Origin of the sequence: Gilvimarinus chinensis DSM 19667, assembly GCF_000377745.1 — a bacterium.
Classification (GTDB): domain Bacteria; phylum Pseudomonadota; class Gammaproteobacteria; order Pseudomonadales; family Cellvibrionaceae; genus Gilvimarinus; species Gilvimarinus chinensis.
Genome location: NZ_KB898706.1, coordinates 797563 through 821173, shown reverse-complemented (window position 1 = coordinate 821173; position 23611 = coordinate 797563). Strand labels below are relative to the sequence as shown.

The following is a 23611-nucleotide window of genomic DNA, read 5'->3' as shown; positions in this document are numbered from 1 at the left end:
TTTCGGTCAAAGTGACAGCATTAAGACAACATCGACGCCCAGCCCCTTGCTATAGCTGGCGCAGACGCGGGTTCAACTCCCCCCGCCTCCACCAAACAAACAAGGTCACCCAACTGGGTGGCCTTTTTTGTTTGTGGGGTGAGTAGAGAGTGTCCCCCGTAGTGGGGTTCACAAAATGCCGGGAGCATTTTGTACCGCGAATGCGCCCGAAGGGTTGGGGCCAGGGACGGCCCCCAAGTACACTCTCCCCCCCGCCTCCACCAATAAACAACCCTCAGATCGAGAAATCTGGGGGTTGGCATCCCCATCCCTATTCCGGATAATCATTACCAACCAGATGATGGAAAAACACAGATAAGTTAGGGAAGCCACATGATTCCAGATTTTCAGAGCTGTATGCGCCCACTACTGGCGGCGGTGCAGGACGGGCAGGTACACCGTTTCAATGATGCGTTCGAACAGGTCTGTTTGCACTTTGAGCTTACGGATGAAGAACGTGCCGAGAAACTACCCTCTGGCAAGCAAACAGTTGTTCGCAACCGCGTTGCCTGGGCCAGAACCTATTTAGGCAAAGCCGGGCTATTAACAGCCCCTGGGCGCAGCCAGCTACAAATCACCGACCGAGGACAGGCGGCCCTTGCACAAGAGCCCGAGCGGATTGATGTGCGCTTTCTCAAGCAGTTCCCCGAATTTGTGGAGTTTCATAGCGCCAAGCCCAAAGCCAGTAAGTCACCCGCCGCTCAAGATAACAGCGATAACGAAGAAACAGACCCCACAGAGCGGCTGGAAGAAGCCTACAGTGAAATCCGGCAAGAGCTTGTCGAGGAAGTGCTCACCATGGTGATTCAGCAACCCCCTGAGTTTTTAGAAAAGCTAGTGGTGGAGCTGATGCAAGCCATGGGTTACGGCGGTTGGAGTAAAGACTCCGGGCAAGCCACACAATACACCGCCGATGGCGGCATTGATGGCCTTATAAACGAAGACCCTTTAGGCCTGGAAACCATCTACCTACAAGCCAAACGCTACGCGGAAAACACCGTTGGCCGCGAGGCCATTCAGGCCTTTTCAGGCGCGCTGGATATGCAACGCGCCCACAAGGGCGTTTTTATTACCACCTCCAAATTCAGCCGTGGCGCTTTGGAGTACGTAGGGATGATCCAGAAAAAGATCATACTGATAGACGGCCCCAAACTCGCCGCCCTAATGATTAAGCATAACCTGGGGGTTTCAGTTAAAGAGATCTATGAGATTAAAGCCTTGGATACTGATTATTTTAGTGATGAATAGAGGGCTAGTAAGGGAAGAATGAGGCCAATATTTAACCAGACTCGCCACAACCTGAACTTAAAATAAGCACAACCGTTATTTTAACTTCGCCTCGAACTTAAAATAATTCGTCGCCAGCGCAAGGCGCCGGTTTCATATGTTGATGGCATCGAGCTATTCGCAAAGGTGTCCCCGATTAGCCCTGAGCAATATCCACCAATTTGGCGTGGCCACCAGAACTGTGATGGGGTAGACTTTTAACGACTATAAACGACTCTAGCCTTTTAGCCGAGTGCCAAAACCATGACCACCGAACCCTGGGTCACCGCCCTCGACGTTGCCCAACACTTGGGTATCGCCAAAGATACAGTCTACCGCTGGCGCGAACGCAAAAACCTGCCCGCCCATAAAATCGGCCGGCTGTGGAAGTTTCAGCTGTCTGAGGTCGATAAGTGGGTGCGCGCCGGTGGGGCGGATGAAGATAGTCTGCAAGGAGTGCAATAGCGAATGAGCAAAACCGAAGCACAAACCCGGTCAGAACTCATTGACCAGCAACTTGCTCTGTCAGGTTGGAACATCAAAGACCCAACCCAAGTCGTGGAAGAGTTCGACATTGTAACTGCCTTGCCCGAAGGTGTAGCCGAGCCGCGCACCAAGTATGAAGGCCACCAATTCAGTGACTATGTACTGCTAGGGAAAGATGGAAAACCATTGGCTGTAGTCGAAGCCAAGAAAACTGCGAAAGATGCTGCTATCGGTCGCGAGCAAGCCAAGCAGTATTGCTACAACATTCAAAAGCAGTTGGGTGGTGAGCTGCCATTCTGCTTTTACACCAACGGGCACGAACTTTACTTTTGGGATTTAGAGAATGCCCCGCCGCGCAAAGTGGTAGGCTTTCCTACGCGGGATGATTTAGCACGCTTCGCGTACATTCGCCGCAATCGTAAGCCACTCACGCAAGAATTTATCAATACATCCATTGCCGGGCGTGATTACCAAATCCGCGCCATTCGTTCCGTACTCGAAGGCATCGAACAAAAGAAGCGAGACTTCCTGCTGGTAATGGCAACAGGTACCGGCAAAACCCGCACCTGTATCGCCCTTACCGATGCGTTGATGCGAGCCGGCCACGCGGAAAAAGTGTTGTTTCTGGTAGATCGCATCGCGCTGCGCGAACAAGCCCTCTCCGCCTTCAAAGAGCACATGCCCAACGAACCGCGCTGGCCCAATGTGGGCGAAAAGTTAATCGCCAAAGACCGGCGCGTGTATGTCGCCACCTACCCGACCATGCTCAATATCATCCGCGATGAGTCACAACATCTCTCGCCACACTTTTTCGATTTTATCGTGGTCGATGAAAGCCACCGCTCCATTTACAACACGTTTGGTGAAGTACTCGATTATTTTAAAACCATCACTATGGGTTTAACGGCCACACCGACCGACATTATCGACCACAACACCTTTGAATTATTCCACTGCGAAGATGGCATCCCCACCTTTGCTTACACCTACGAAGAAGCCGTTAATAACGTGCCGCCCTACCTCTGCAATTTTCAGGTGATGAAAATTCAGACCAAATTCCAGATGGAAGGCATCAGCAAACGGACCATCTCACTTGAAGACCAGAAAAAGCTGATCCTGCAAGGCAAAGAAATCGAAGACATCAACTTCGAAGGCACGCAATTGGAAAAGCAGGTGATCAACAAAGGTACCAACGCCTTGATCGTTCGCGAATTTATGGAAGAAGCCATTAAAGACGGTAATGGCGTGTTACCCGGCAAAACCATCTTCTTCTGTGCCACCAAAGCTCACGCCCGCCGTATTGAAGAAATCTTCGATAAACTCTACCCGCAATACCACGGCGAGTTAGCCAAGGTGCTGGTATCAGATGATCCGCGTGTTTACGGCAAAGGCGGGCTGCTTGACCAGTTCACCAATAACGACATGCCGCGCATAGCCATCAGTGTGGATATGCTCGATACCGGTATCGACGTGCGTGAAATCGTCAACCTTGTATTTGCCAAACCCGTATATTCCTACACCAAATTCTGGCAGATGGTGGGCCGTGGTACCCGTTTGCTCGAAGCCAGTAAACCCAAGCCCTGGTGTTTAGAAAAAGACGCGTTTTTGATTCTCGACTGCTGGGATAACTTCGAGTACTTCAAGCTCAACCCCAAAGGCAAAGAACTCAAACCCCAGTTACCGATACCCGTTAAGCTAGTTGGATTGCGGCTGGATAAAATTGAAGCCGCCAATGACACTGGCAATGCCGATACCGCAGCGCGTGAAGTGGTAAAGCTACGCAACCAAATTGCCACCTTGCCGCAAAATTCTGTGGTCATCAAAGAAGCCACCGCGCAACTTGCCCGACTGGGCGATGACAACTTCTGGCTCACGCTCAACCACGATAAGCTTGAATTTCTGCGTACCCACATCAAACCCTTGTTCCGCACCGTCTCCGAAGCTGATTTCAAAGCCATGCGTTTTGAGCGCGATGTGCTGGAATACTCGCTGGCAGTGATAAGGGAAGAAAAAGAACAAGCCGAAACTATTAAAGAAGGCATCGTCGAGAAAATCAGCGAGCTGCCGCTATCGGTGCCGTTTGTAAAGCTAGAAGAGGAACTGATCCGCGCCGCGCAAACACCATTGTACTGGAGTGAAGCCGACGAAGATCGCTTTGATGCGATGATCGCCAAACTCGGCCCGCTGATGAAATTCCGCGAGCAAGATAACGGGCAAGAGCAAACCCACCTCGATTTAGCAGACGAACTGCACAAAAAAGAATGGGTTGAATTTGGCCCGCAAAACGAAGCCGTGAGCGTCACCCGTTACCGTGAAATGGTCGAAAGCCTGATCACTGAACTTACCGACCATAACCCAATACTGAAAAAGCTCAAAAACGGCGAACCAATCAACAGTGATGAGGCAGAACAGCTGGCCGAACTGCTACACGAAGAACACCCGCACATTACCGAAAACCTGCTGCGCCAGGTGTATAAAAACCGCAAGGCGCGTTTTATTCAGTTTATTCGCCATATTCTGGGCATCGAAGTGTTAAAAAGCTTCCCCGATGAAGTGAGCGCGGCGTTTGATCAGTTTATTCGTGCTCATACCACGCTCAACAGTCGCCAATTGGAATTTTTAAACCTTCTGAAAAACTTCATTATCGAACGCGAAAAGGTCGAGAAAAAAGATTTAATCAACGCTCCCTTTACAGTAATCCACCCGCAGGGTATTCGCGGTGTATTCAGCCCCACCGAAATCAACGAAATTCTGCAGCTAGCACAAACGCTGGCCGCTTAAATAGGTAAACTCATGTTACAGAACAACCCCGAACTCAAAAGCAAAATCGACCAGCTGTGGAATAAATTCTGGAGCGGCGGCATCAGCAATCCGCTGACGGCTATTGAGCAGATCACCTACTTGCTATTCATGAAGCGCCTAGATGAGCTGGATTTAAAACGCCAAGCCGATGCCGAGTGGACAGAAGAAGCCTACACCTCCAAATTCGAAGGCCAGTGGATTCCGCCGGAATACCGTAACCAGGAAAAACCCGAACAATACGCCATCGCCAAGAGCACCCTGCGCTGGAGCGAATTCAAACGCATGCAGGCCGAAGAGATGCTGCAGCATGTGCAAGGCAAAGTGTTCCCATTTTTAAAAGACTTAAACGGCGGCGAAAGCAACTTTACTCACCATATGAAAAACGCGGTGTTTATTATCCCCAAACCTGCGCTTTTGGTGGAAGCGGTCAAAACCATCGACGAAATCTTCGCGGTGATGGAAAAAGACTCAGAGGAAAACGGCCAAGCCTTTCAGGATATCCAGGGCGATGTTTATGAAATGCTGCTATCCGAAATTGCCACCGCCGGTAAAAACGGCCAGTTCCGTACCCCGCGCCATATCATCAAACTGCTGGCCGATTTAGTGCAGCCACAACTAGGCCACAAAATTGCCGACCCGGCATGTGGCTCGGGCGGCTTTTTGCTCGGAGCCTATCAATACATTGTTACGCAGCTTGCAATAAAAGAGGGTGCGAACAAATTAACACCAGATGAAGATGGTTTTGTGCGCACCTCAGTCGCCGCCGCGCTTAGCGAAAAAGCCCAAGCTATTTTAAGTGCTTCACTGTGGGGTTACGACATCGACAGCACTATGGTGCGCCTGGGTTTAATGAACCTAATGATGCACGGCATCGACGAACCCAATATCGACTACAAAGATACGCTCAGTAAAAGTTACACTCAGGAAGCCGAATACGACATCATCATGGCTAACCCGCCCTTTACCGGCAGCATCGATAAAGGCGACATCAACGAAAACTTGCAACTCTCTACTACCAAATCCGAATTACTGTTTGTCGAGAATATCTATCGTTTGCTAAAAAAAGGCGGCACTGCCGGGGTGATTGTGCCGCAGGGCGTGCTGTTTGGTGGCGGAAAAGCCTTTAAAGATTTGCGTAAAATTTTGGTCGAGCATTGCGATTTAAAAGCCGTGATCACCCTGCCCAGTGGCGTGTTTAAACCCTATGCCGGTGTCAGCACTGCGATTTTACTGTTTACCAAGGTCTGGGGGCCAAAAGACAAAGTCACCCAATCTGCCACTGAAAACGTCTGGTTTTATGAAATGGCCGCCGATGGTTATTCACTGGATGACAAACGCAGCAAACAAGAAGGCTGCGGCGACCTGCAAGACATCATTATAAAATACCATGCCCGCGATGCCGCAGAAGACACTGACCGCACCGCCAAATATTTTATCGTGCCGCGCAGCGAGATAGAAGCTGGAGGTTACGACCTGTCGCTAAGCCGCTACAAAGAAGATGTGTTTGAGGAGGTGCATTACGATGCGCCGAGCGTGATTTTAGATCGGCTGATTCAGGCGGAAGTGGGTGATGTGGATGAGGCGGATTTGGCGAATGTGAATAGCGGCATTGTACGTGAGTTGTTAGCGCTGAAGGGGAATATCGGATGAAAAGCCGTTACCCACTAGAAGAGCTTGGAAAACACGTTAATCAGATAAGCAGCAGAAACCGATCTAGCGCTGATGTCGAGGTATTTTCAGTAACAAACTCAGAAGGTTTTACACGATCAACTGAATACTTCAGCAAGGAAGTATTTAGCAAAGATGTCTCTAACTACAAAGTCGTTAAACCAAATCAATTCGCATACAACCCGTCGAGGATCAATGTTGGTTCAGTAGACTATCTTCGTTATTCATCCTCAGTTTTAGTTAGTCCTTTATATATTGTCTTCGAGTGTAGCGAGGCAATTCATGCAGACTATTTGCTACGCTACCTAAAAAGTGATTGGGGCAACGCACAAATCAGGGCAAACACTGAAGGGGCTGTAAGAGACTCATTAAAATATAAGGGTTTAGAAAACATTAAATTCCCTTTTGCTCCCATAAACGATCAAATCCGCATTGCTAATCTGCTCGGCAAAGTAGAAGGGCTGATTGCCCAGCGCAAACAACACCTGCAACAACTCAACGACCTGCTCAAAAGCGTGTTTTTGGAGATATTTGGTGATCCGGTTCAAAATGAAAAGAGGTGGGAGAAAAAGCCATTTAGTGACTTATTGTCGGATATTGAAAGTGGGAAGAGTCCAAAGTGCGAAGCCAGACCCGCTACTGGTGATGAATGGGGGATTTTAAAGCTGGGGGCGGTGACTCGTTGCGTCTTTGATTCCAGTGAGAACAAAGCACTTCCACCGGAAACCGAGCCTACAGCAAAACATGAGGTGAAGGCTGGTGATCTATTATTCAGCAGAAAAAACACATATGAACTTGTAGCAGCTTGCGCTTATGTATACGAAACTCCCCCCCGGTTATTAATGCCAGATTTGATTTTTCGGTTTGTATTTAAAGAAGAAGCTGAGATTAACCCGATTTACGTTTGGAAGTTACTAACGAATGACTCTCAACGTAAAGCAATACAAGCATTTGCAGCTGGCGCAGCAGGTTCAATGCCTAATATTTCCAAAGCAAATCTTAAAACAGCTCAATTGCCTGTTCCACCAATCAAACTCCAAAACCAATTTGCCACCATCGTCGAGAAAGTCGAAGCCCTTAAGTCCCGCTATCAGCAAAGTCTTGTTGATCTCGAATCTCTTTACGGTTCGCTCAGCCAGCAAGCCTTTAAAGGCGAGCTGGATTTATCACGTGTGCCTTTGCCGAATACTCAGGTTAACGCCGAAGAAGCTAGTCCGTTGAAACAAGTAGAAATACCCGAAACTGAAAATGTTGCCATAAATCTTCCCGATACCGGCTATCTGTTAGACGCAATGACTGATCATTCGCAACTAGAGCGTTTGCTATGCGCGTGGTTAGAAAGTTATCGCCAACAAATCGGTACAGCGGAATTTTCTACCGATACCTTTTTAGCTGCCGCACAAACTCGCATTGCCGAACTTCACCCGGATAACGATTTTGAGCTGGGCGCTAGCGATTACGAGATTGTTAAAAATTGGGTATTCGAGTCATTAAAAACGGGCAAGTTGACTCAACTCCTTGATAAAACAGTTAATCGCCTTCGGTTAACTGTGGGTAAGCTTGCATGAAACTGCTACGCTTGAAAATCACTGACCCAAATGGTTTTCGCAGCTTGCCCTGCGGTTTTGAGCATCACTTTTGTAGATTTCGCTCTTTACAAGAAGAACTCGCCAAGAACAATGGCTTTGCGCCTTTTGTTTGCGCAGGCCCTAATGGCAGTGGTAAATCCAACCTACTGGAGGTGTTGGGTGCGATCTTTTACCACATGGAATGCCTCTATCTGGCAAACCTGCCCGATAGCTTTGCCTACGATGAAGAACAAAACCCAGAAGGCTTTCAGGGGAGCAAATCTATACCCGACGGGTTTGAGCTTGAATACCTGATTAAACCCATTGATGCTTTCAAGGTGAAGGGCTTCAATAGCATGGCGCAGGTATGCATTAACAAGATACCCGGCGAAGCGCCCAAGTGGTGGCTACTGAATGATGAGGGTTCCAAACAACCCACTGAGCTAACCTTGGGCAGAACTTACTTCCGCGAGTTGCTGCCGGATTATGTGCTGGGCTACTCCTCCGGCGAGAACGAAATTTTAAGCCTGCCATTTTTTAAAATGCGTTTCATCCAGTTTGATGAATACTGGAATGCCCTAAGCAAACAATTGCCTTACTCAGGCTACCCGGAAACTCGCATGGCTTACCTGGATAGTAGTTATAGTCAGGCCTTATTGCTTTGTAATCTACTATTTCATGATGAAGTAACTCTGGAACCGTTTCATAAGAATGTTGGGATTGAGAAACTTAAAGAGTTTCGTATTATTCTGCGTCGTCGGATCGAATTAACAACCGAACAGTTTGAAACCTTTGCTCTCGAAGATGAAAAATCAGTAGACGCTGTTACTCAGCGTAATAATGCACTTTACTCTTACTATGACGATGAAGAGCAAAGGGAGCGTTATTATCTAAATCTTTTATACAACTTCGAAAAAACAGAAGATTCAAACGACAAGGCGGATCCCATATTAGAGCGGTTGAAACGTTGTGCAACACTAAGTTATGAAGATGATGCTAGTGATAGCTTGATTTTAGATTACTGGGTAAATGAAACCACTCAACAAGCTTTTAAAGAAAACTTCAGCAACGATCCGCTATCGTTATTCCAAGCCTTTCAGGTATTACTGACTCTAAATTTATACACCGTCAGCGACCAACTCAAGGCAGACCTGTACCAAAGTAATAGCCATTATGTGAGCGAAACTGTTCCGACTCTGGCATCGGATCAGCGCATTATGCGTTTTAAGTTTGTACGTTTTAACAAGACGGGTTGCGACGAGCCTTTAATGCTTAAAGAGTTATCTGATGGCGAGCATCAACTCTTGCATAGCCTTGGACTGTGCCTGCTGTTCCGCAATACAAACAGCCTATTCTTACTCGACGAACCCGAAGCTCATTTTAACCCCGACTGGCGCGCCAACTTCATCAGCCGCCTGCGCCAATGCTTCCCGAAAAATGGCGACCACAGCCAGGAAATGTTGATCACCACTCATACCCCGTTTTTGATTTCCGATAGTAAACCGGACAAGGTGCTGATATTCAAAAAAGATCAGGATACCCGCAAAGTCAGTATCGCTCACCCCAAATACAACACGCTGGGCGCTTCGATTAACAAAATCACCATGAACACTTTCGGAAAACGCGAAACTATCGGGGCTTATGCACAAGGTCTTTTAGATGATTTGCGCAATCGGTTTTATCAGGGTGACGAAGACGGTGAAACGCTAATTAATGAGATTCATCAGCAACTGGGTGACTCGGTTGAAAAGCTACTGCTGATTAAAGCTATTCTTGCCAATAAAGATGATGACAGCGAAGAAAACAGTGAAGAGGTAAGTCCATAATGCTGTTTGCCTACACCTACGTGCCGCATCAAATGGAAAAGATGCAAGATTTTGTTGATTTTATTTTTCATAACGTATGGTGCAAGGCACCTATAGGGCTTGAATTTACACTCGCACTGTTCGATGACCAGCCGGGTTTGAAAGAAGTACTGTCATCATTCGGCTATGGACAAAATGCACCAGAGCGGGGTAGACAGTTTTATAAAGAAATTAAAGATATCTATACGCTCTTCGAGCCATTAACACCCGTAGAGATAAACCAGTTCAAACAATGGTATAAAGCCAACAATGACATAGAAAGAGCCTGCAATAATGACCCAAGCATTCAATTGGCGCGTTACACAGACATTGCTGAGCATCACAACGATCTTGTAGAACAACTTGCTATATTTTTTAAAGGACTATACTCGCAATCATTGCTCAAATTAGCAGCTCTAAAAAACAAGATTGGGGATATTGATGACCACTATAAAAGCGCTTTTTTAGCTGGCAACACCACCGGTAAATGTCCATTCTGCGGTATCACAGATATGAAAGGAGAAGATCATCAGTACAGGGAAGCTTATGATCACTACCTACCAAAAGCTCTTTATCCGTTTAACTCAATCAATTTGCGCAACCTCGCACCAGCATGCCATGAGTGCAATAGCACCTATAAAAATGTCAAAGACCCTGTGCTAAAGGACACAGTAAGACGCAAAGCATTTTATCCTTATGCGCTTGCCTCGCAGACCATAGAACTTAAGGTCGGGTTGCTCCATTCTAACATCGCTAAACTTTCTTCCGATGATATCGACCTGGCATTCGGCCCAGCCGCAGTAAACGAACAAATTGAAACCTGGAAAGATGTCTATGGAATCGAAGAACGCTACAAAGCCAAACTCTGCGGTGAAAACGACGGTAAGTACTGGCTGACACAAGTGCTGGACGAATGGAAAGAAGATGGCCGTGACCCTGCCCAATTTATACGCACTTTAGCAAGGCAAACTGATGCAAAACCTTTAGCGGAGTGCAACTTTCTCAAAAAGCCTTTCCTCGATGCCTGCCAGGCCACGGGCCTGTTTGATTCACTCCCTCAATCACCAGAACTGCCTGAAAAGTGATCAACAGAAGCAGATAAAACTTAAATTTAATGGGGCCACATGAAACTTTTGACGTGTTTTGTCAGCCCCCTTACCCTCTCTTTGAAAGCCCCCCAGTGCTCCCACCCGGCAGGTTCCGCAAACAGCCCTCCCCCAACAAAGCGCCAAAGAGCTACATGAAGACTTGCGCCCCATTCTCGAATGCGGTCTGCGCGGCGGGCGGGGCTGTTGGCGAGAGCTTGATTAGCTTGTTAACGCCTGCCGAGCCAGTACTGGATACTCAAACCCCGCCACTCTACTCCCACACTCGCGTAAACTACCCCCAAACTCCCAACCAGGAAGTACCCATGCGCGGCATGTCCAGCAAATTGCCCCCTTCGGCGCCCGACCCTTCAGTGCCACGGCTGAACCTGCGGCAGGTGTGGGGCTATATCTGGCCCTATCTGTGGGATTACAAATGGCGGGTTGTGCTGGCCATTGCCGCGCTGTTGGCGGCCAAGGGGGCGACTTTGGCGATGCCCTGGGCACTGAAGCATATTGTGGATGGGGTGGACCGAAGCCTGCAACCGGAGCTGGTGTTGCCTCTGGCCTTTTTGCTGTTTTACGGGTTTTTGCGCTTTGGCGGAGTGTTTTTTGGTGAGCTGCGCGATGCGATTTTCAGCCGAGTGACCGAGCGGGCCATGCGCCGGATTGGGCTGCGGGTGTTTAGGCATTTGCACCGGCTGGAGCTGGATTTTCACCTTAGCCGCCAGACCGGGGGCATTAGCCGGGATATTGAACGCGGCACCAGTGCCATCAGTTTTTTGATGCGCTTTTTGATGTTCAATATTGTCCCCACCCTGTTTGAGATTGTTATGGTAGCGGCGATTTTTACCTTTGCCTTTTCCGCTTGGTACGCGCTGATTATTCTGGCGGCGGTGTGCGTTTATATTGGCTTTACGGTGTTTACCACCGAGTGGCGCACCCGCTTTGTGCGCGAGGCCAACCGGGCGGACTCGTCCACCAATACCCGGGCCGTGGACAGCTTGCTCAATTACGAAACGGTTAAGTATTTTAATAACGAGAACTTTGAGGCGCAGACCTACGATCAGTTTCTGGCCGAGTGGGAACAGGCCAAGCTGAAAAACCGCATGTCGCTGCTGGCACTCAATTCGGGCCAAGCGCTGATTATCGCCGCCGCCATTACCGGCATGATGACCATGGCGGCCCAGTCGGTGATTGCTGAGGAGATGACGCTGGGTGATCTGGCCATGGTGAACGCCTATATGATTCAGCTGTTTATACCGCTGAACTTTCTCGGCTTTGTCTACCGGGAGATGCGCCGGGCGCTGACCGACCTGGAAAATATGTTGGGGCTGTTAAAACGGGCGCCGCGCATTGTGGACGTGCCCGACGCCGAGCCGTTAAAGGTAACCGCCGGGGAAATTGAGTTTAAAAATGCGGCCTTTGGCTACCGGCCCGAGCGAGCCACCTTTACGGATTTGTCTTTTCGCGTGGCGCCGGGGCAACGGCTGGCCATTGTGGGCGCCTCGGGCGCGGGCAAAAGCACTATCGCGCGGTTGCTGTACCGTTTTTACGATGTGGACAGCGGCTCCATCGCCATTGATGGGCAGGACATTCGCAAGGTGACCCTGGACTCGCTGCGCCAGGCCATCGCCGTGGTGCCGCAAGACACAGTGCTGTTTAACACCAGCATTCGCGACAATATTGCCTATGGCAACCCCGAGGCGACCGACGAGGCCATCGACCGGGCCATTACCATGGCGCACTTGGATGGGTTTATCGCCGCCCTACCCGACGGTGACAAAACGCTGGTGGGCGAGCGGGGTTTGAAAGTATCGGGCGGCGAGAAACAGCGCATTGCCATTGCCCGCGTGCTGCTTAAGAGCGCGCCCATTTTGATGTTTGACGAGGCCACCTCGGCGCTGGATTCTCATGCCGAAGCGGCGATACTGACCGCCATGCGAGAAGTCTCCAGCGGCCACACCAGCCTGGTAATTGCCCACCGGCTTTCTACGGTGGTGGACGCAGACCAAATACTGGTACTGGATAACGGCCAACTGGTGGAACAGGGCAGCCACCACCAGCTATTACAGCGCGGCGGCCGCTATGCGCAGCTGTGGGCGGTTCAGCAGCCGGAGGAGCGTTGAAGGCTAAGCGGCACTGCATTGGCCTTATCGAGCGGAGTGCGTCGCACGCTATCTGATGCGGAAATCCTTGTGCAGGAGGCTCCAGTGGTGAATTAGCTTTTGCTTATGTTGGTCATTCATGGGCAGATCTTTTATGGATTTTGGCCACATGTTGCGAGCTTTTTCTATAACCTCATCCAAATGGGGCTTAATGGCCCGCCAGGGAATTTCAGCACGATCAGCCCATGACTTAAAGTGCTCCATTGACACGTTATACCATTCTTTGGACTTTCCTAGGTTGAGCGCAAGGTTGCGCTCCCCCTTTATGTATACGCTCGTGGTGACGATATCGTAGGCTGGCGACAGCCGTGGCGTTATTTTATCGGGGTATATTAGACTCCAGTTTTTTAGATGGGCGTCGCCATTGGCGAGAAGAATATTAACCAGCAACCGCCGGGCAAATTGCTGCGCATCGGCCAAACCATCACCTGAATAACCATAAATAATACGGCCAATTTGTTCATAGTTCGCCGAGTTGTATTTTTCATGGGGATATTTAACCAACACCTGGGCAAAGTCTTCCATGTGGATACGCGTATTGGCATCGCGATCAAAGCGCTTAATGGCGAAGGCTAGGTTTTCATCGGGCAGGTTTATCTGGGGGAGACTCTCGAGGTTATTTAGTTCAACCAATTTTATCTCTGGAATCTCGACGCCCACTAACTGCGCAAGTGTCATTGCGGTAAATTCATTCACCGGCACATCTTTGTGTTTGGTGGATGGGGTTTTTACAATCCAATCACCCAGAACATTGCCTTTGGAAAGATTGTAGCGCCCATCTTTTTCCTCCATGGAGAACTTCATCTGAACGCCAGCCAAAGAGAACTGGTTTTCAGGTGAGAGCTTTTCAAACTTTACGGCTTTCACCTGACCGTGAGCCGCCAGAACGCTAGCGGGAACATCCTCGGGCTCCATTGGTTCTGCCACCAGGGCGCCCGGAAGGTCAGCGCCTAAGTACGACAGAAGATGAAACTCGCTGTCGACATGAACTTTAAGCCCCTGCGCCATCAATTCACGTAAGGCTCCCTCAGGCAGCAAATTGGACAGCGTTGGAGGCAATTTTTGGTTTCTGGCCCAGGGTTCTGAAATGATTTTTTCAGAATGGGGAAATGCGGGGTGGGTAATCAAACTGAAGGTAGGCCGGCCCTCGTCATTCTTAAATGCCTCGGCAAAGCTCAGTATATTTTGGCCGCTTTGCAAACCCACCAAATAACCTACCAGCCTTTCGTGCAGAGTTAGCTTGAGCACGTTGATTTGATCGACTCGGCTGTCGCTCACGATTCATCTCCCAGCAAACCTTGCCAGGGGTCATCTGAAACGGGCTTCTGTGTCTCTTCCTGTGATGGTTTTCTCGCGTGAAAGTCTGTCCCATCCTGCGCAAGCAGCGCCTCAACAGCGTTTAGCTTTTCTTTGGGTATCAACATCAGCTCACTGTTCAAGCCCTGTGAAATGAGCGCCAATGTATCCAGTCTGGGATTTCCCTTGGATTCCAGGCGCTGGTATTGCTGCCGAGACACGCCGGCTCGCAGCATCATATCGCTCTGCTTAAGGCCTAGTGCTAATCGTCGCTGTTTTATCTGCTCAAGTATTGAATTCATTCCTGTAAACACATAAGTTGCTCTTGATCATTAAGCAACATACTAGTTGCCTAAAAACTTAAAAGCAACTTATAAGATTCTTTTATGGCGAAAATAACACCAAAAGCAACAAGTACGTTGCTTTTGGTGTGAGGCATTGCCAACAACAGGCTTTGTCCTGCACCCGATCTATACGAATCAACACGAATCAATTAATGAGCCGATTAAGGCAAATATTCGGCTCAAGAACAATAATCGACCCGCGAGTCATTATGCGTCGTTGGCCGCTGCGTCCGTTTTTTGGGTCAGGCCATCCAGTAAGGTCAGCATTTCTCGATTGGGACGAATATAGGGCTGCCCCTTGATAGACCTCCACATGCTAGCAAGCCAGGCGCCGAGGGCGTATCCGGTCATTTCGGCGATGTTGCCGCCGTTATCAAGGTAAGCCTCTACCTCGCCTTTAAGTTGGTTTAGGGTGCCCTGCTCTGAACGATTACAGACTGTATCCACTTGCAATGGCCGCAAGTAGCGCTGAGCGGCGTTCATTTGTGTTTCGCTCGCGTCACACTTAAGCAAAGTGTTCATAAACGCATCCACAAAGTGATCGTTAAGCGCGGCAAAGTCGGGTTTAGTCAGGGCCGGTAGAAGCAACGGAATTCGGGTGGCATCGTGCACTAGCAATACACTGTTGCGCCGCTGAAACATTACAAGGTTGCCGTGCCAACCGCTAAGGGGGTTTTCGGCAAGGGGTGGTTGATCATAAAGTGATTGGCTGCGCGCGGTGACGGCAAACTGGCCGCTGCTGCCGAGCGGTAAGCACGCCATTAGTTTTTTCGTGGCATGGAGTTGAATCAAGGCTTTACCTTACGCTTGGGGGCATGTGTGCGTTTAATCATACCCCCTAAGCCACCTACATCAACCTACGCCATGCTTTGATTGTACTGCTCAATCAGCTCGTCCATGACGGGTTTGTCATAGTCGATAATACCGGAGACAAGCATAATTTTTTCACCTTTTCCGACAAGCTCATCGCCGTCTTTCCAGTTAAAGGGCAAGGTGAGGCTGCCGCGCTTGCCATCGCAGGTGAAGATGGCGGGCAGAGGTTCCAGCAAAGGATTTTGAATATCAGTACGGTCGAATTGAACCGACATGCTCTGGTACATCACCATGGGGCGCTTGGGGTTAATCATCACCTTTTGGGCCGACATGGCTGGCACTACTATATGCGGGAAGGCTTCGCCCGAAAAAGCCACATATTGCTTGATGATACTTTCTACACAGGTGGGCTCGGTATTGTTATCGCCAGAGCGACTCACAGTAACGTAGGATTTTTTGTCATCCGAAAATACCAGGGTGTCAGACGGTTCCGGCAAAGTAATGACCGACTTCTCTGTGATCATCGCGTCGAATGAAAACTGCATATTCTGCGATATACCGTACTTTAACAGCACAACGGCAAACAACAGGTCGCCCGGCACACAAAACCGCTTTGCATCAATGTTGTGTAGAGGGTTGTAATCCCCGGCCACTTCTTTTGCAAACTGGCTCGCTTGCTCGCGGGTAAAAGACAGGGTGTTATCGTTCTGTTGAAAAAAGTGATTGAGCATGTTCGAGGGGTCTGGCAGGCCGTAAAAGGCCGAGAATATTACGCTTTTGAAGGTGATTTTACAAACCCACCTTTAAAAGCCCAACGCGGGCAACGGGAGCGCACTAGCAGTGCGTGATGTCCCCCATCGATATCCATCCATCGGCGCAGATTCACAACGCTATTTCGCTTGTAAAACGCTTCACTCCGCCGGCTTTATCAAACCCAACTTTTCCATATGCTCGGCGTAACCGGTCACCTTAGCGCTGTGAACCACGGGTACACCTCTGGCCTTTAAGTCGCTGCAAATAGCCGCCACGGCCTCTCTTCGCGATTTTCGCTCCAGGTCGTGCAGGTACACCGCTTTAATGCGGCCGGGGTTTTCCATGGCAATTTGCCAGAAGGTTTCGGGGTCGTGCTGGCCACTGTCGCCGATAAGCACAAAGGGCAAGTGCGGGTAGGTATTCATTAAAGCGCGAATGTAATCAATTTTGTGGTTATTGCTACCGAGCGCTATAGATTTAGCCTCGCGCCAAGCCAGGTCGCGCAAAAACATCGGCCCTTGCGGCAGTTCGTTAAGGTCTAAAAATTCTTCAAGCAAATTGTTTAGATTCCAGCCGCTGCGCGACAGGTAAAACATAGGGTTTTTCGCGTTGCCACTGGAACCCTTGACCAACCGCTGGTAAAGCGGCACCACCTCATCCACGGCGGTGCGACTGGCGGCATCTTTAAATAGGGTTAGCTTCACCTGTTGTATTTTATTAAAGGCGCTGCTGTTCAGTACCGTGTCATCAATATCGCTGATGACGGCAAATTCCGAATCCGCTGGTGGCACATACGAACGTGCCACCGCCATCGCACTGTTGCCACCGATGGAATCATTTAGCTGCAGGGTCACTTGGTGCCAACCCGGCTCCAACGGCTGGTCATGACACCATAAGTTCAGCAAAAAGAAACCTTCGTTATCGGTGTAGAACCGATAGGTGCTACCACGAAATCGCGCTTCTAACTCCGCACCCGGAATCTCATTAGAACGAAGGCTGCGGACCATGGTGAAAAAGTTGTAAAGCTTTTTATTGCACTTAAACAGCGCTGTTTTCTTGCCTGCCGTCTCGATCACCCGACCTTTAATTTGCAGGCTTTTGGCTGTGCCATGCCCACGGTAGGTGAGAATTTCGGCATCCCGCAGCAGTCCGGCGCGCTTTTTAAGCCTTAGTTTTTTACCGGGACGCGACACGGTCGGTAAGGTGCCGTTTTCTGTGGTGTCGGATTGCGGATTACGATAGTCCATCTAAGCCTCGGGACTGATTCGCGTATCCGAACGCAAAACGTTTTCGGGCGCAGTTACCAGCGCTTTTTTTGGCTTTGGTGTTGTTGGTTTACTGGCTGCGCGTACGCTTATACGACCGCGCCACGAGCGCGCTTCGCTGGCTGTATTTATTGCAATAGCCTTGACCCAGCTACCCTGAGCCGTTTTGGTGTATGACTTTTCAACCACCGACCAGGCCACCTTATGAGCCACCGTTTCCCGATCGTCGTTGCCGATGCGCTTCTCCGGATCTGCAAAGGTTTCCCAAGCACTGTTGTAGGCCTGCAGGTATAGGTTTAACCCGTCCTGAGGCAGCGAGTTTTTTACCGAGTCAGGTAGCTCGGCGGTGTTTTGGTAATACATCGTTTCCCCTTAACAAAAGGCGGCTTGCGCCGTGTCGAGCAAAATGGCGTTTAAGCGCCTTAAAGAAAACCTCGTTATAGCAAACTGCGTTCCAGCGGGATTACCGCTTAAATTCGTGTGTTAGGGGGAAATTGGACACTGAGCGAGGGGATTTATGGGTAAGAACTGCAACAGCCGTGTAGAGTTTGCTTTTTGCGGCACAAAGTCCTACTCGTGGCGTTAATCAATGTCATGTTAGGGCAGCCCGACTGGGCCACCCAAAAGCACGGGCAAAGACGGCTCGCAGAAACAGCTTAAACGCTTCAGCCCACTACCCTTTTATTAAGAATTCCTCCGCACTTAAGCAATCGGCGTAAGCAAACGCCAAAGCCGCCATAGACGATGCATGTACTTGGGCAGCCGGAACAGTTACGCCACCAAATTCTACATCCATGGTGGCGCAGGCATCGTGCACTACCGTCACTTGATAGCCCAGATCGGACGCGGCGCGGGTGGTGGCCTGGATGCACATGTGACTCATGGAGCCGACAATTACCACGCGCTCTACCCCCTGGGCCTGCAGGAACTCGTGCAGGTCGGTTTTAAGAAACGAGTTAGGGTAATTTTTCAGAATCACCTTTTCGCCTTCGGCTGGCGCAACTTTGGGGTGAAACTCGATGCCGTCGCTGCCTTGGGTGAAAAAAGGCGACTGGGGGTCTGGCTCTTGATGGTGAATATTAACCACCACATCGCCGTTGGCGCGCGCTTTGGCCATAACTTGGGCCGCATTATCGGCAGCGGCCTCAACACCCTCCAACAGCATTTTACCGCCGGGGAAATATTCGTTTTGGATGTCTACAACGATTAAGGCTTGATTGCTCATAAGTTTCTCCTGTCAGTTGGTTTTGCTGAATCGTTGTGGACAGTGTGTTCTCAAATCGCCATACTGCGAAGTGGCATATTTGACAATCTTAAAGGCAATAGTGACAAATGACTGATAAGGCCATCGAAATCGCGTTAGTGTTGTACCCCGGTGTGCAGCAAGCCGCTGTATTGGGGATCACCGATCTGCTGGCAACGGCAAACCGTATGGCTGCACTCGGCAATACCGGACTTTCATTTACGGTCAGTCAATGGCAACTCGATAAAAATTCTCCCCCCAAAAAGGTGGCTACCGCCTCGCCAGACAAAACCCAAGCACTGGCGGCCGTTATTCTTCCCCCAACCCTCGAAGACCCAGCGCAAGTGTCTGTGCCCCAGCCGTTTATTGACTGGCTGAATGACAACCACAGCCAAGGCTCGGTAATTTGTTCGATTTGCGGCGGCGCGTTTTTACTGGCGCAAAGTGGCATGCTGCAAGGCCGCACCGCCACCACCCATTGGATGTTTAGCGATCAAGTTGCATCACGCTACCCAGAGGTGCGATGGGACACCGAGCGTTTGATAGTGGACGACGGCGATATTATTACCGCCGGGGGCGCTATGTCATGGACGGATTTAGGATTGCGGTTGGTAGCGAAGTTTTTAGGCCCACGTGTCATGTTAGAAACGGCGCGAACTTTACTCATTGACCCGCCTGGGCGGGAGCAACGTTACTATCGCACCTTTTCCCCCAAACTAAACCACGGCGATAAGGCCATACTCAAAGTGCAGCACTGGCTGCAAAGTACCGATGCCAAAGAAGGTTCGGTGCCAATGATGGCCGAGAAAGCCGGGCTAGAGCAGCGCACCTTTTTGCGGCGCTTTCAAAAGGCCACCGGTTTAACCAGCACCGACTACTGTCAGCATGTTCGGGTGAGTAAAGCGCAAAATGAACTACAGCTAAGCCGCACACCGATAGAAACCATTGCCTGGCAGGTAGGCTATAAAGATCCCGCCTCATTTCGCAAAGTTTTTACACGTATCGTAGGATTAGGGCCCGGTGAATATCGCAAACGATTTGGGGTGCAGAATAGCTGATTAAGCCATACAGACTCGGTTTCGCCCTTGTTTTTTAGCGCTGTAAAGTGCTTGATCCGCGCGGCGCAACAGCTCATCTATGGTTTCGTTTGACTGGCAGTGGTGGGCACCAATACTCACCGTAATTCTGGTGCCGGTGCGTGCACTTTCTTCTTCAGCGGTGACGCGAATACGCTCGGCCAAGCCATGCAGTGCCTCTTGATCACAAGGGGCCATTACCACCACGAACTCATCACCGCCCCAGCGACCCACCTGGTCATAAGGACGCACCGCTGCGCGTAACCAAAGCGCAAGCCGACGCAAAATATCATCGCCAAACTGGTGGCCAAATTCATCGTTAATACTTTTAAAGTAATCGATATCCAACCATAGCAAACCGAAGCTCTGTTGTTCGCGTTGGGCAAGGGCAATCATATCCTGCAGCGCCTCATCCAAACCACGACGATTTTTTAAGTCGGTGAGTGGATCAATTCGAGATTGGCGATGCAACTGCTCTGTGCGATGGGCAACCCGTCCTTCGAGCTCCTGGGTGCTATGCCGAACCCGGCTAGTCATTTTTTCGAAATGATCCACCAGCTGCCCAATTTCATTATCAGGCTTTGGCAAGTAAGGTAAATCATAGTGGCCATCTCGCACCTGTTTTACGGCTTTCTCCAAATGCGCCATGGGCCTTAATACTCGTGATTGAATAGCCCACTGAAACACACTGAGCGACACCAACAGTGCCACCACAAAAACAAGGCCTAAAGGCCAAAAGTCACGTTTGGGGAGTAATACGGTTAAATCCAGCAGGGTAATTTCAAACCAACCAATAGTGGGCAGATAAGCAACACCGGCCAAATGTTTTCGCCCATTCACTTCGACGAAACCACTTTGTACTATACCTTGAGTTGGGCCCTGCTGTTTTAGCATGGCCAACATGCCGAGCATTTGTTGTTTATCCCGCGGTTTTTCAAACAGTAAATCGACCGTTTTCTTTTGCCCTACAGGTTTTATGATGCTGGCAAAATCGATGTAATTACGGTCGCGGTATAACTGAATTGCACCGCTGTAATCCGCAAATAAGGTTGTTACGCCCTCCTGGCCAATATCGACAATATCGGCTAAAAAATCATCCAGATTTAAGCCTGTGCCCACCATAGCAACGATGTCGTCGTTGTCGTTCCGTACCAGAACATCAATCCACAGCTTGGTAACACCTAAATTCGTATCGGGATTGACATTTAAATGAAAGTCTCGATTTTCATTTATCAATTGGAAAAACCAGGCATCGTCGCTTTTGTCTGGATCGAGAATATAGCGAAACTGATCGCCGGCGAATTCGTTAGCGGCATTATTGAAGTAGTAGTGCAGGTTTTTTGTTAAGGCAACAAAATAGCTTTTATCACCAAAGCCGCCGCGGAAATTTTCAAGCTCACGCAGGGCACGTTGCTGCAAGCTTTTATCGTCTGGTTGCGTGGCCCAGGCAATCAGACTTGGCGATCGAGCCAGCTGTTTAGCCAAGCCTATTTCACGCTCCAGTGAACTCAGTAAGCGAGCACTATCGTATCGCACTTGAATTTCGGTAACTTGCTGGCCCCAGCGCTCGATGATTGAGCCAATCAGTGTTTGATACGCCACCCATGATCCAGCTGCCGCCGCCAAAATCAATGCGGTGGTTAACATTAAAAAGCGGAATTTTAGGCTCACAGTGACGCTACTCGTAGGATTATTTCAGCGCCATTACAGCAGAAATTACGCCAATTATCCACGCATTGGTCACTTTACAACCACAAAATACAATCGCTTGGTCCAACCAGCCAATACCGCTACTATAACCACTCCAACCTACACCCTCAGAAGAAGAGTGATCATGACTGATTTTCGCACCGTTAAATCCTCACAAAACATTCTCAAAGAATTAATGATTCCTTCATACGCCAATTTTGGTGGTAAGGTGCACGGCGGCGTAATTCTGTCATTGATGGATAAGATTGCCTATACCACTGCGGCTAGCCACTCGCGAAGTTACTGCGTCACCGCCTCGGTGGACTCGGTAAACTTTGTCAATGCAGTTGAAGTGGGCGAACTTGTCACTTTAATGGCTTCGGTGAACTATGTGGGTCGCTCATCAATGGAAGTGGGTATTAAAGTATTTTCCGAAGATTTTAAAAACGGCATAACCAAACACACCAATACGTCCTATTTCACAATGGTGGCCATCGATGAAGAGACTCGCAAACCTATTCAGGTGCCGGGGCTAATTTTGCAGGATAAGATTGAGGTTCGCCGGTTTATTTGGGGGAAAATCCGTAAACGCTTGAAAGCAGAATATCGAGAAGCGTTTCAGTCCTTACCCAGTGAAACGGATATTGAGCGCGAGCTTAACCAGCTTGCTGATGACAACTGCCAACTCGCGCTCGACACCACGACCGCTTAATGGGTGGGGGGAAGGCGGTCTTTCAGTGATTCAGAAAAAGCACGCGATAAAGCCGCTGTAGACAACCCCACCATTAACACGCCGTTTAACGCTTCAAGCGGGCCCAGTAATTCATGCTTGGGGGACATTACAATATCGCCATACCCTAGCGTGGCAAAGTTAACCGCTGAGTGATATACGGCAACGGCAAACTCATCAAATTCGCCCAAGCCATAAAATAAAGTCCCCCATGCGATGACCTGAGCAATATTACCCGCAATGAGTATTGCCATCATACCTGCGGTAAGGCGCATAGATGCAGCGAAGGATACACCCACCATGTGTTCATGACGGGTAAAAAAGCGTAGCGCCACCAGTACCAATATGCCCTGCAAAAATAAACAGAACACCATCATGGAAATACCGAGCACAAAATTCATTAACATGGGCTACCTTTTATTCGTCACCTGACTTGAGTTGGCGGCGAGTGCGCCAATAATTTAATGCTGCCATCGCAGCCGCAGCGTAAACCGCAACCAACAAAAACAGACTAATACGCACGAGAAAAGCCTGATAAACATCTTTACCGTTAGCGCTGTCCTGCACTGCAGCGCCGAGCAAAATAATCATGGTTGTCATGGTCCCCATCCAAAAAGAGGGTTTAAACCCTGTGCGAATCACGCCATACATACCACTTGCAAGCAGCAAGCACACCAGTAACATCCAGGCAGCGTAAAACCATAAAGAAACCGCAAGGCTTAATAAGCCCCAGATAACAATGGCACAAGCGCCTCCCAGCAAAGTTGAGCCAATCATCTCGACATTCGCTTCACGCAGTTTTAACTGCGATGCTTCACGCCCAAGCAAAATACTTTTTACTGTTAGGGGAAGGTAGGACGCCGGGTTTGTCAGCGTGAGCAAAAACGCAGGAATAACAATGGCCGTAGCTCGCCAGCATAGCCAGTTAGAATCCGAAGAGTTGGCCGGTGGCGGGGGGGCTTTTGCAGCAACCACATCTTCGGGAAAAAAAGGGTACACCAACCATTGCCCCACCACCGCTAAAGCAATACTTGCCACCAACGCTGAAATCAGGGTTGATGCGAGGGTTGGGCTGATGCTGCTGGCCGCGGCAATCACCGTCACCCCCAGCGCCAGAAGCGTTCCGACGGCGGCTTTGCCCGGCTGTAATGCCAAGCGATTACTGATATACAGGCCCAACACAATAAGAACCAACGCTGGCAAAGGCGCACCTTGCAGTAGAGGACCAAGTATGACCCCTACCCCAAGGCTGACCATTACCGCCAGCAACAGAATAAACAGTTGTTTTGGCCCCGGCGGAGGTGAGGGTTTGGCCGACAAAATCACCACAAATAAAGGTGCAAGCAGTGGAATGCCTAAACCAAAGCCATAAGCCATCGCCAGTACTAGACTTGTGCTGAAGGCAAGCCTATACGCACGCCTTGCTGCCAACGGCAGTCGTGTTGACTTAATACACTTGGCAGCCCTTACGAACAT

20 protein-coding genes are annotated in these 23611 nt (G+C 49.6%); 10 read left to right on the top strand and 10 right to left on the bottom strand.

Features of this window, described 5'->3' with window-relative positions; translation table 11 throughout:
• Positions 1–372 precede the first annotated feature (372 nt).
• The 8 genes from D568_RS0103750 to D568_RS0103715 all read left to right on the top strand — a co-directional run bounded on the left by D568_RS0103750 (position 373) and on the right by D568_RS0103715 (position 12887).
• A complete protein-coding gene (locus D568_RS0103750; protein WP_020208235.1) occupies positions 373–1287 on the top strand; it encodes a restriction endonuclease in 915 nt (304 codons plus the stop codon).
• A 282-nt stretch (positions 1288–1569) separates the two neighbouring features.
• Complete coding sequence (locus tag D568_RS0103745) at positions 1570–1770, top strand: helix-turn-helix domain-containing protein (protein ID WP_020208234.1); 201 nt, start codon at positions 1570–1572, stop codon at positions 1768–1770.
• 3 nt (positions 1771–1773) lie between these two features.
• A complete protein-coding gene (locus D568_RS0103740) occupies positions 1774–4572 on the top strand; it encodes a type I restriction endonuclease subunit R (protein WP_020208233.1) in 2799 nt (932 codons plus the stop codon).
• Between the two features lie 12 nt (positions 4573–4584).
• The gene (locus tag D568_RS0103735) at positions 4585–6243 is read left to right on the top strand and encodes a type I restriction-modification system subunit M (RefSeq protein WP_020208232.1); all 1659 of its coding nucleotides are present in this window, start codon (positions 4585–4587) and stop codon (positions 6241–6243) included.
• Entirely contained in the window at positions 6240–7829 is a 1590-nt protein-coding gene (locus tag D568_RS0103730; protein WP_020208231.1) for a restriction endonuclease subunit S, read from the top strand. Before D568_RS0103735 ends, D568_RS0103730 begins: the two co-directional genes overlap by 4 nt.
• The gene (locus tag D568_RS0103725; RefSeq protein ID WP_020208230.1) at positions 7826–9655 is read left to right on the top strand and encodes a restriction system-associated AAA family ATPase; all 1830 of its coding nucleotides are present in this window, start codon (positions 7826–7828) and stop codon (positions 9653–9655) included. The genes D568_RS0103730 and D568_RS0103725 overlap by 4 nt, the downstream gene beginning before the upstream one ends.
• Positions 9655–10758, top strand: coding sequence for an HNH endonuclease (locus tag D568_RS0103720; protein ID WP_020208229.1), 1104 nt, complete (start codon positions 9655–9657; stop codon positions 10756–10758). The genes D568_RS0103725 and D568_RS0103720 overlap by 1 nt, the downstream gene beginning before the upstream one ends.
• A gap of 155 nt (positions 10759–10913) precedes the next feature.
• Positions 10914–12887, top strand: a complete 1974-nt coding sequence (locus D568_RS0103715) for an ABC transporter transmembrane domain-containing protein (RefSeq protein WP_020208228.1) — start codon at positions 10914–10916, stop codon at positions 12885–12887.
• A 48-nt stretch (positions 12888–12935) separates the two neighbouring features.
• Here D568_RS0103715 and D568_RS0103710 read toward each other — a convergent pair whose 3' ends face one another.
• The 7 genes from D568_RS0103710 to D568_RS0103675 form a co-directional block, all read right to left on the bottom strand.
• Entirely contained in the window at positions 12936–14204 is a 1269-nt protein-coding gene (locus D568_RS0103710; RefSeq protein WP_020208227.1) for a type II toxin-antitoxin system HipA family toxin, read from the bottom strand.
• Positions 14201–14524 (bottom strand): helix-turn-helix transcriptional regulator, encoded by a 324-nt coding sequence (locus D568_RS0103705; protein WP_026286835.1) that lies wholly within the window; start codon positions 14522–14524, stop codon positions 14201–14203. The genes D568_RS0103710 and D568_RS0103705 overlap by 4 nt, the downstream gene beginning before the upstream one ends.
• Before the next feature lie 249 nt (positions 14525–14773).
• Positions 14774–15358: a DUF6933 domain-containing protein gene (locus D568_RS0103695; RefSeq protein ID WP_026286834.1), complete on the bottom strand. Its 585-nt coding sequence runs from the start codon at positions 15356–15358 to the stop codon at positions 14774–14776.
• A gap of 65 nt (positions 15359–15423) precedes the next feature.
• Positions 15424–16110, bottom strand: a complete 687-nt coding sequence (locus tag D568_RS0103690) for a DUF3581 family protein (protein ID WP_020208224.1) — start codon at positions 16108–16110, stop codon at positions 15424–15426.
• Between the two features lie 180 nt (positions 16111–16290).
• Positions 16291–17379 (bottom strand): App1 family protein phosphatidate phosphatase, encoded by a 1089-nt coding sequence (locus D568_RS0103685; RefSeq protein WP_020208223.1) that lies wholly within the window; start codon positions 17377–17379, stop codon positions 16291–16293.
• Positions 17380–17760: a ChaB family protein gene (locus D568_RS21355; RefSeq protein WP_020208222.1), complete on the bottom strand. Its 381-nt coding sequence runs from the start codon at positions 17758–17760 to the stop codon at positions 17380–17382.
• A gap of 310 nt (positions 17761–18070) precedes the next feature.
• Positions 18071–18622: a cysteine hydrolase family protein gene (locus D568_RS0103675; RefSeq protein WP_020208221.1), complete on the bottom strand. Its 552-nt coding sequence runs from the start codon at positions 18620–18622 to the stop codon at positions 18071–18073.
• A 107-nt stretch (positions 18623–18729) separates the two neighbouring features.
• Here D568_RS0103675 and D568_RS0103670 point away from each other — a divergent pair, with 107 nt between their 5' ends.
• Complete coding sequence (locus D568_RS0103670) at positions 18730–19698, top strand: GlxA family transcriptional regulator (protein ID WP_020208220.1); 969 nt, start codon at positions 18730–18732, stop codon at positions 19696–19698.
• Here D568_RS0103670 and D568_RS0103665 read toward each other — a convergent pair whose 3' ends face one another.
• The gene (locus D568_RS0103665; RefSeq protein WP_020208219.1) at positions 19699–21387 is read right to left on the bottom strand and encodes a GGDEF domain-containing protein; all 1689 of its coding nucleotides are present in this window, start codon (positions 21385–21387) and stop codon (positions 19699–19701) included.
• Positions 21388–21550: 163 nt separating this feature from the next.
• Between D568_RS0103665 and D568_RS0103660 the strand changes: the two genes are divergently transcribed.
• A complete protein-coding gene (locus tag D568_RS0103660; protein ID WP_020208218.1) occupies positions 21551–22117 on the top strand; it encodes an acyl-CoA thioesterase in 567 nt (188 codons plus the stop codon).
• Here D568_RS0103660 and D568_RS0103655 read toward each other — a convergent pair.
• Together D568_RS0103655 and D568_RS0103650 are read right to left on the bottom strand one after the other, a co-directional pair.
• Positions 22114–22542, bottom strand: coding sequence for an ion channel (locus D568_RS0103655; RefSeq protein WP_020208217.1), 429 nt, complete (start codon positions 22540–22542; stop codon positions 22114–22116). The genes D568_RS0103660 and D568_RS0103655 overlap by 4 nt on opposite strands.
• A 10-nt stretch (positions 22543–22552) precedes the next feature.
• On the bottom strand, positions 22553–23611 hold the full coding sequence (locus D568_RS0103650) for a DUF2955 domain-containing protein (RefSeq protein WP_083915287.1): 1059 nt from the start codon (positions 23609–23611) through the stop codon (positions 22553–22555).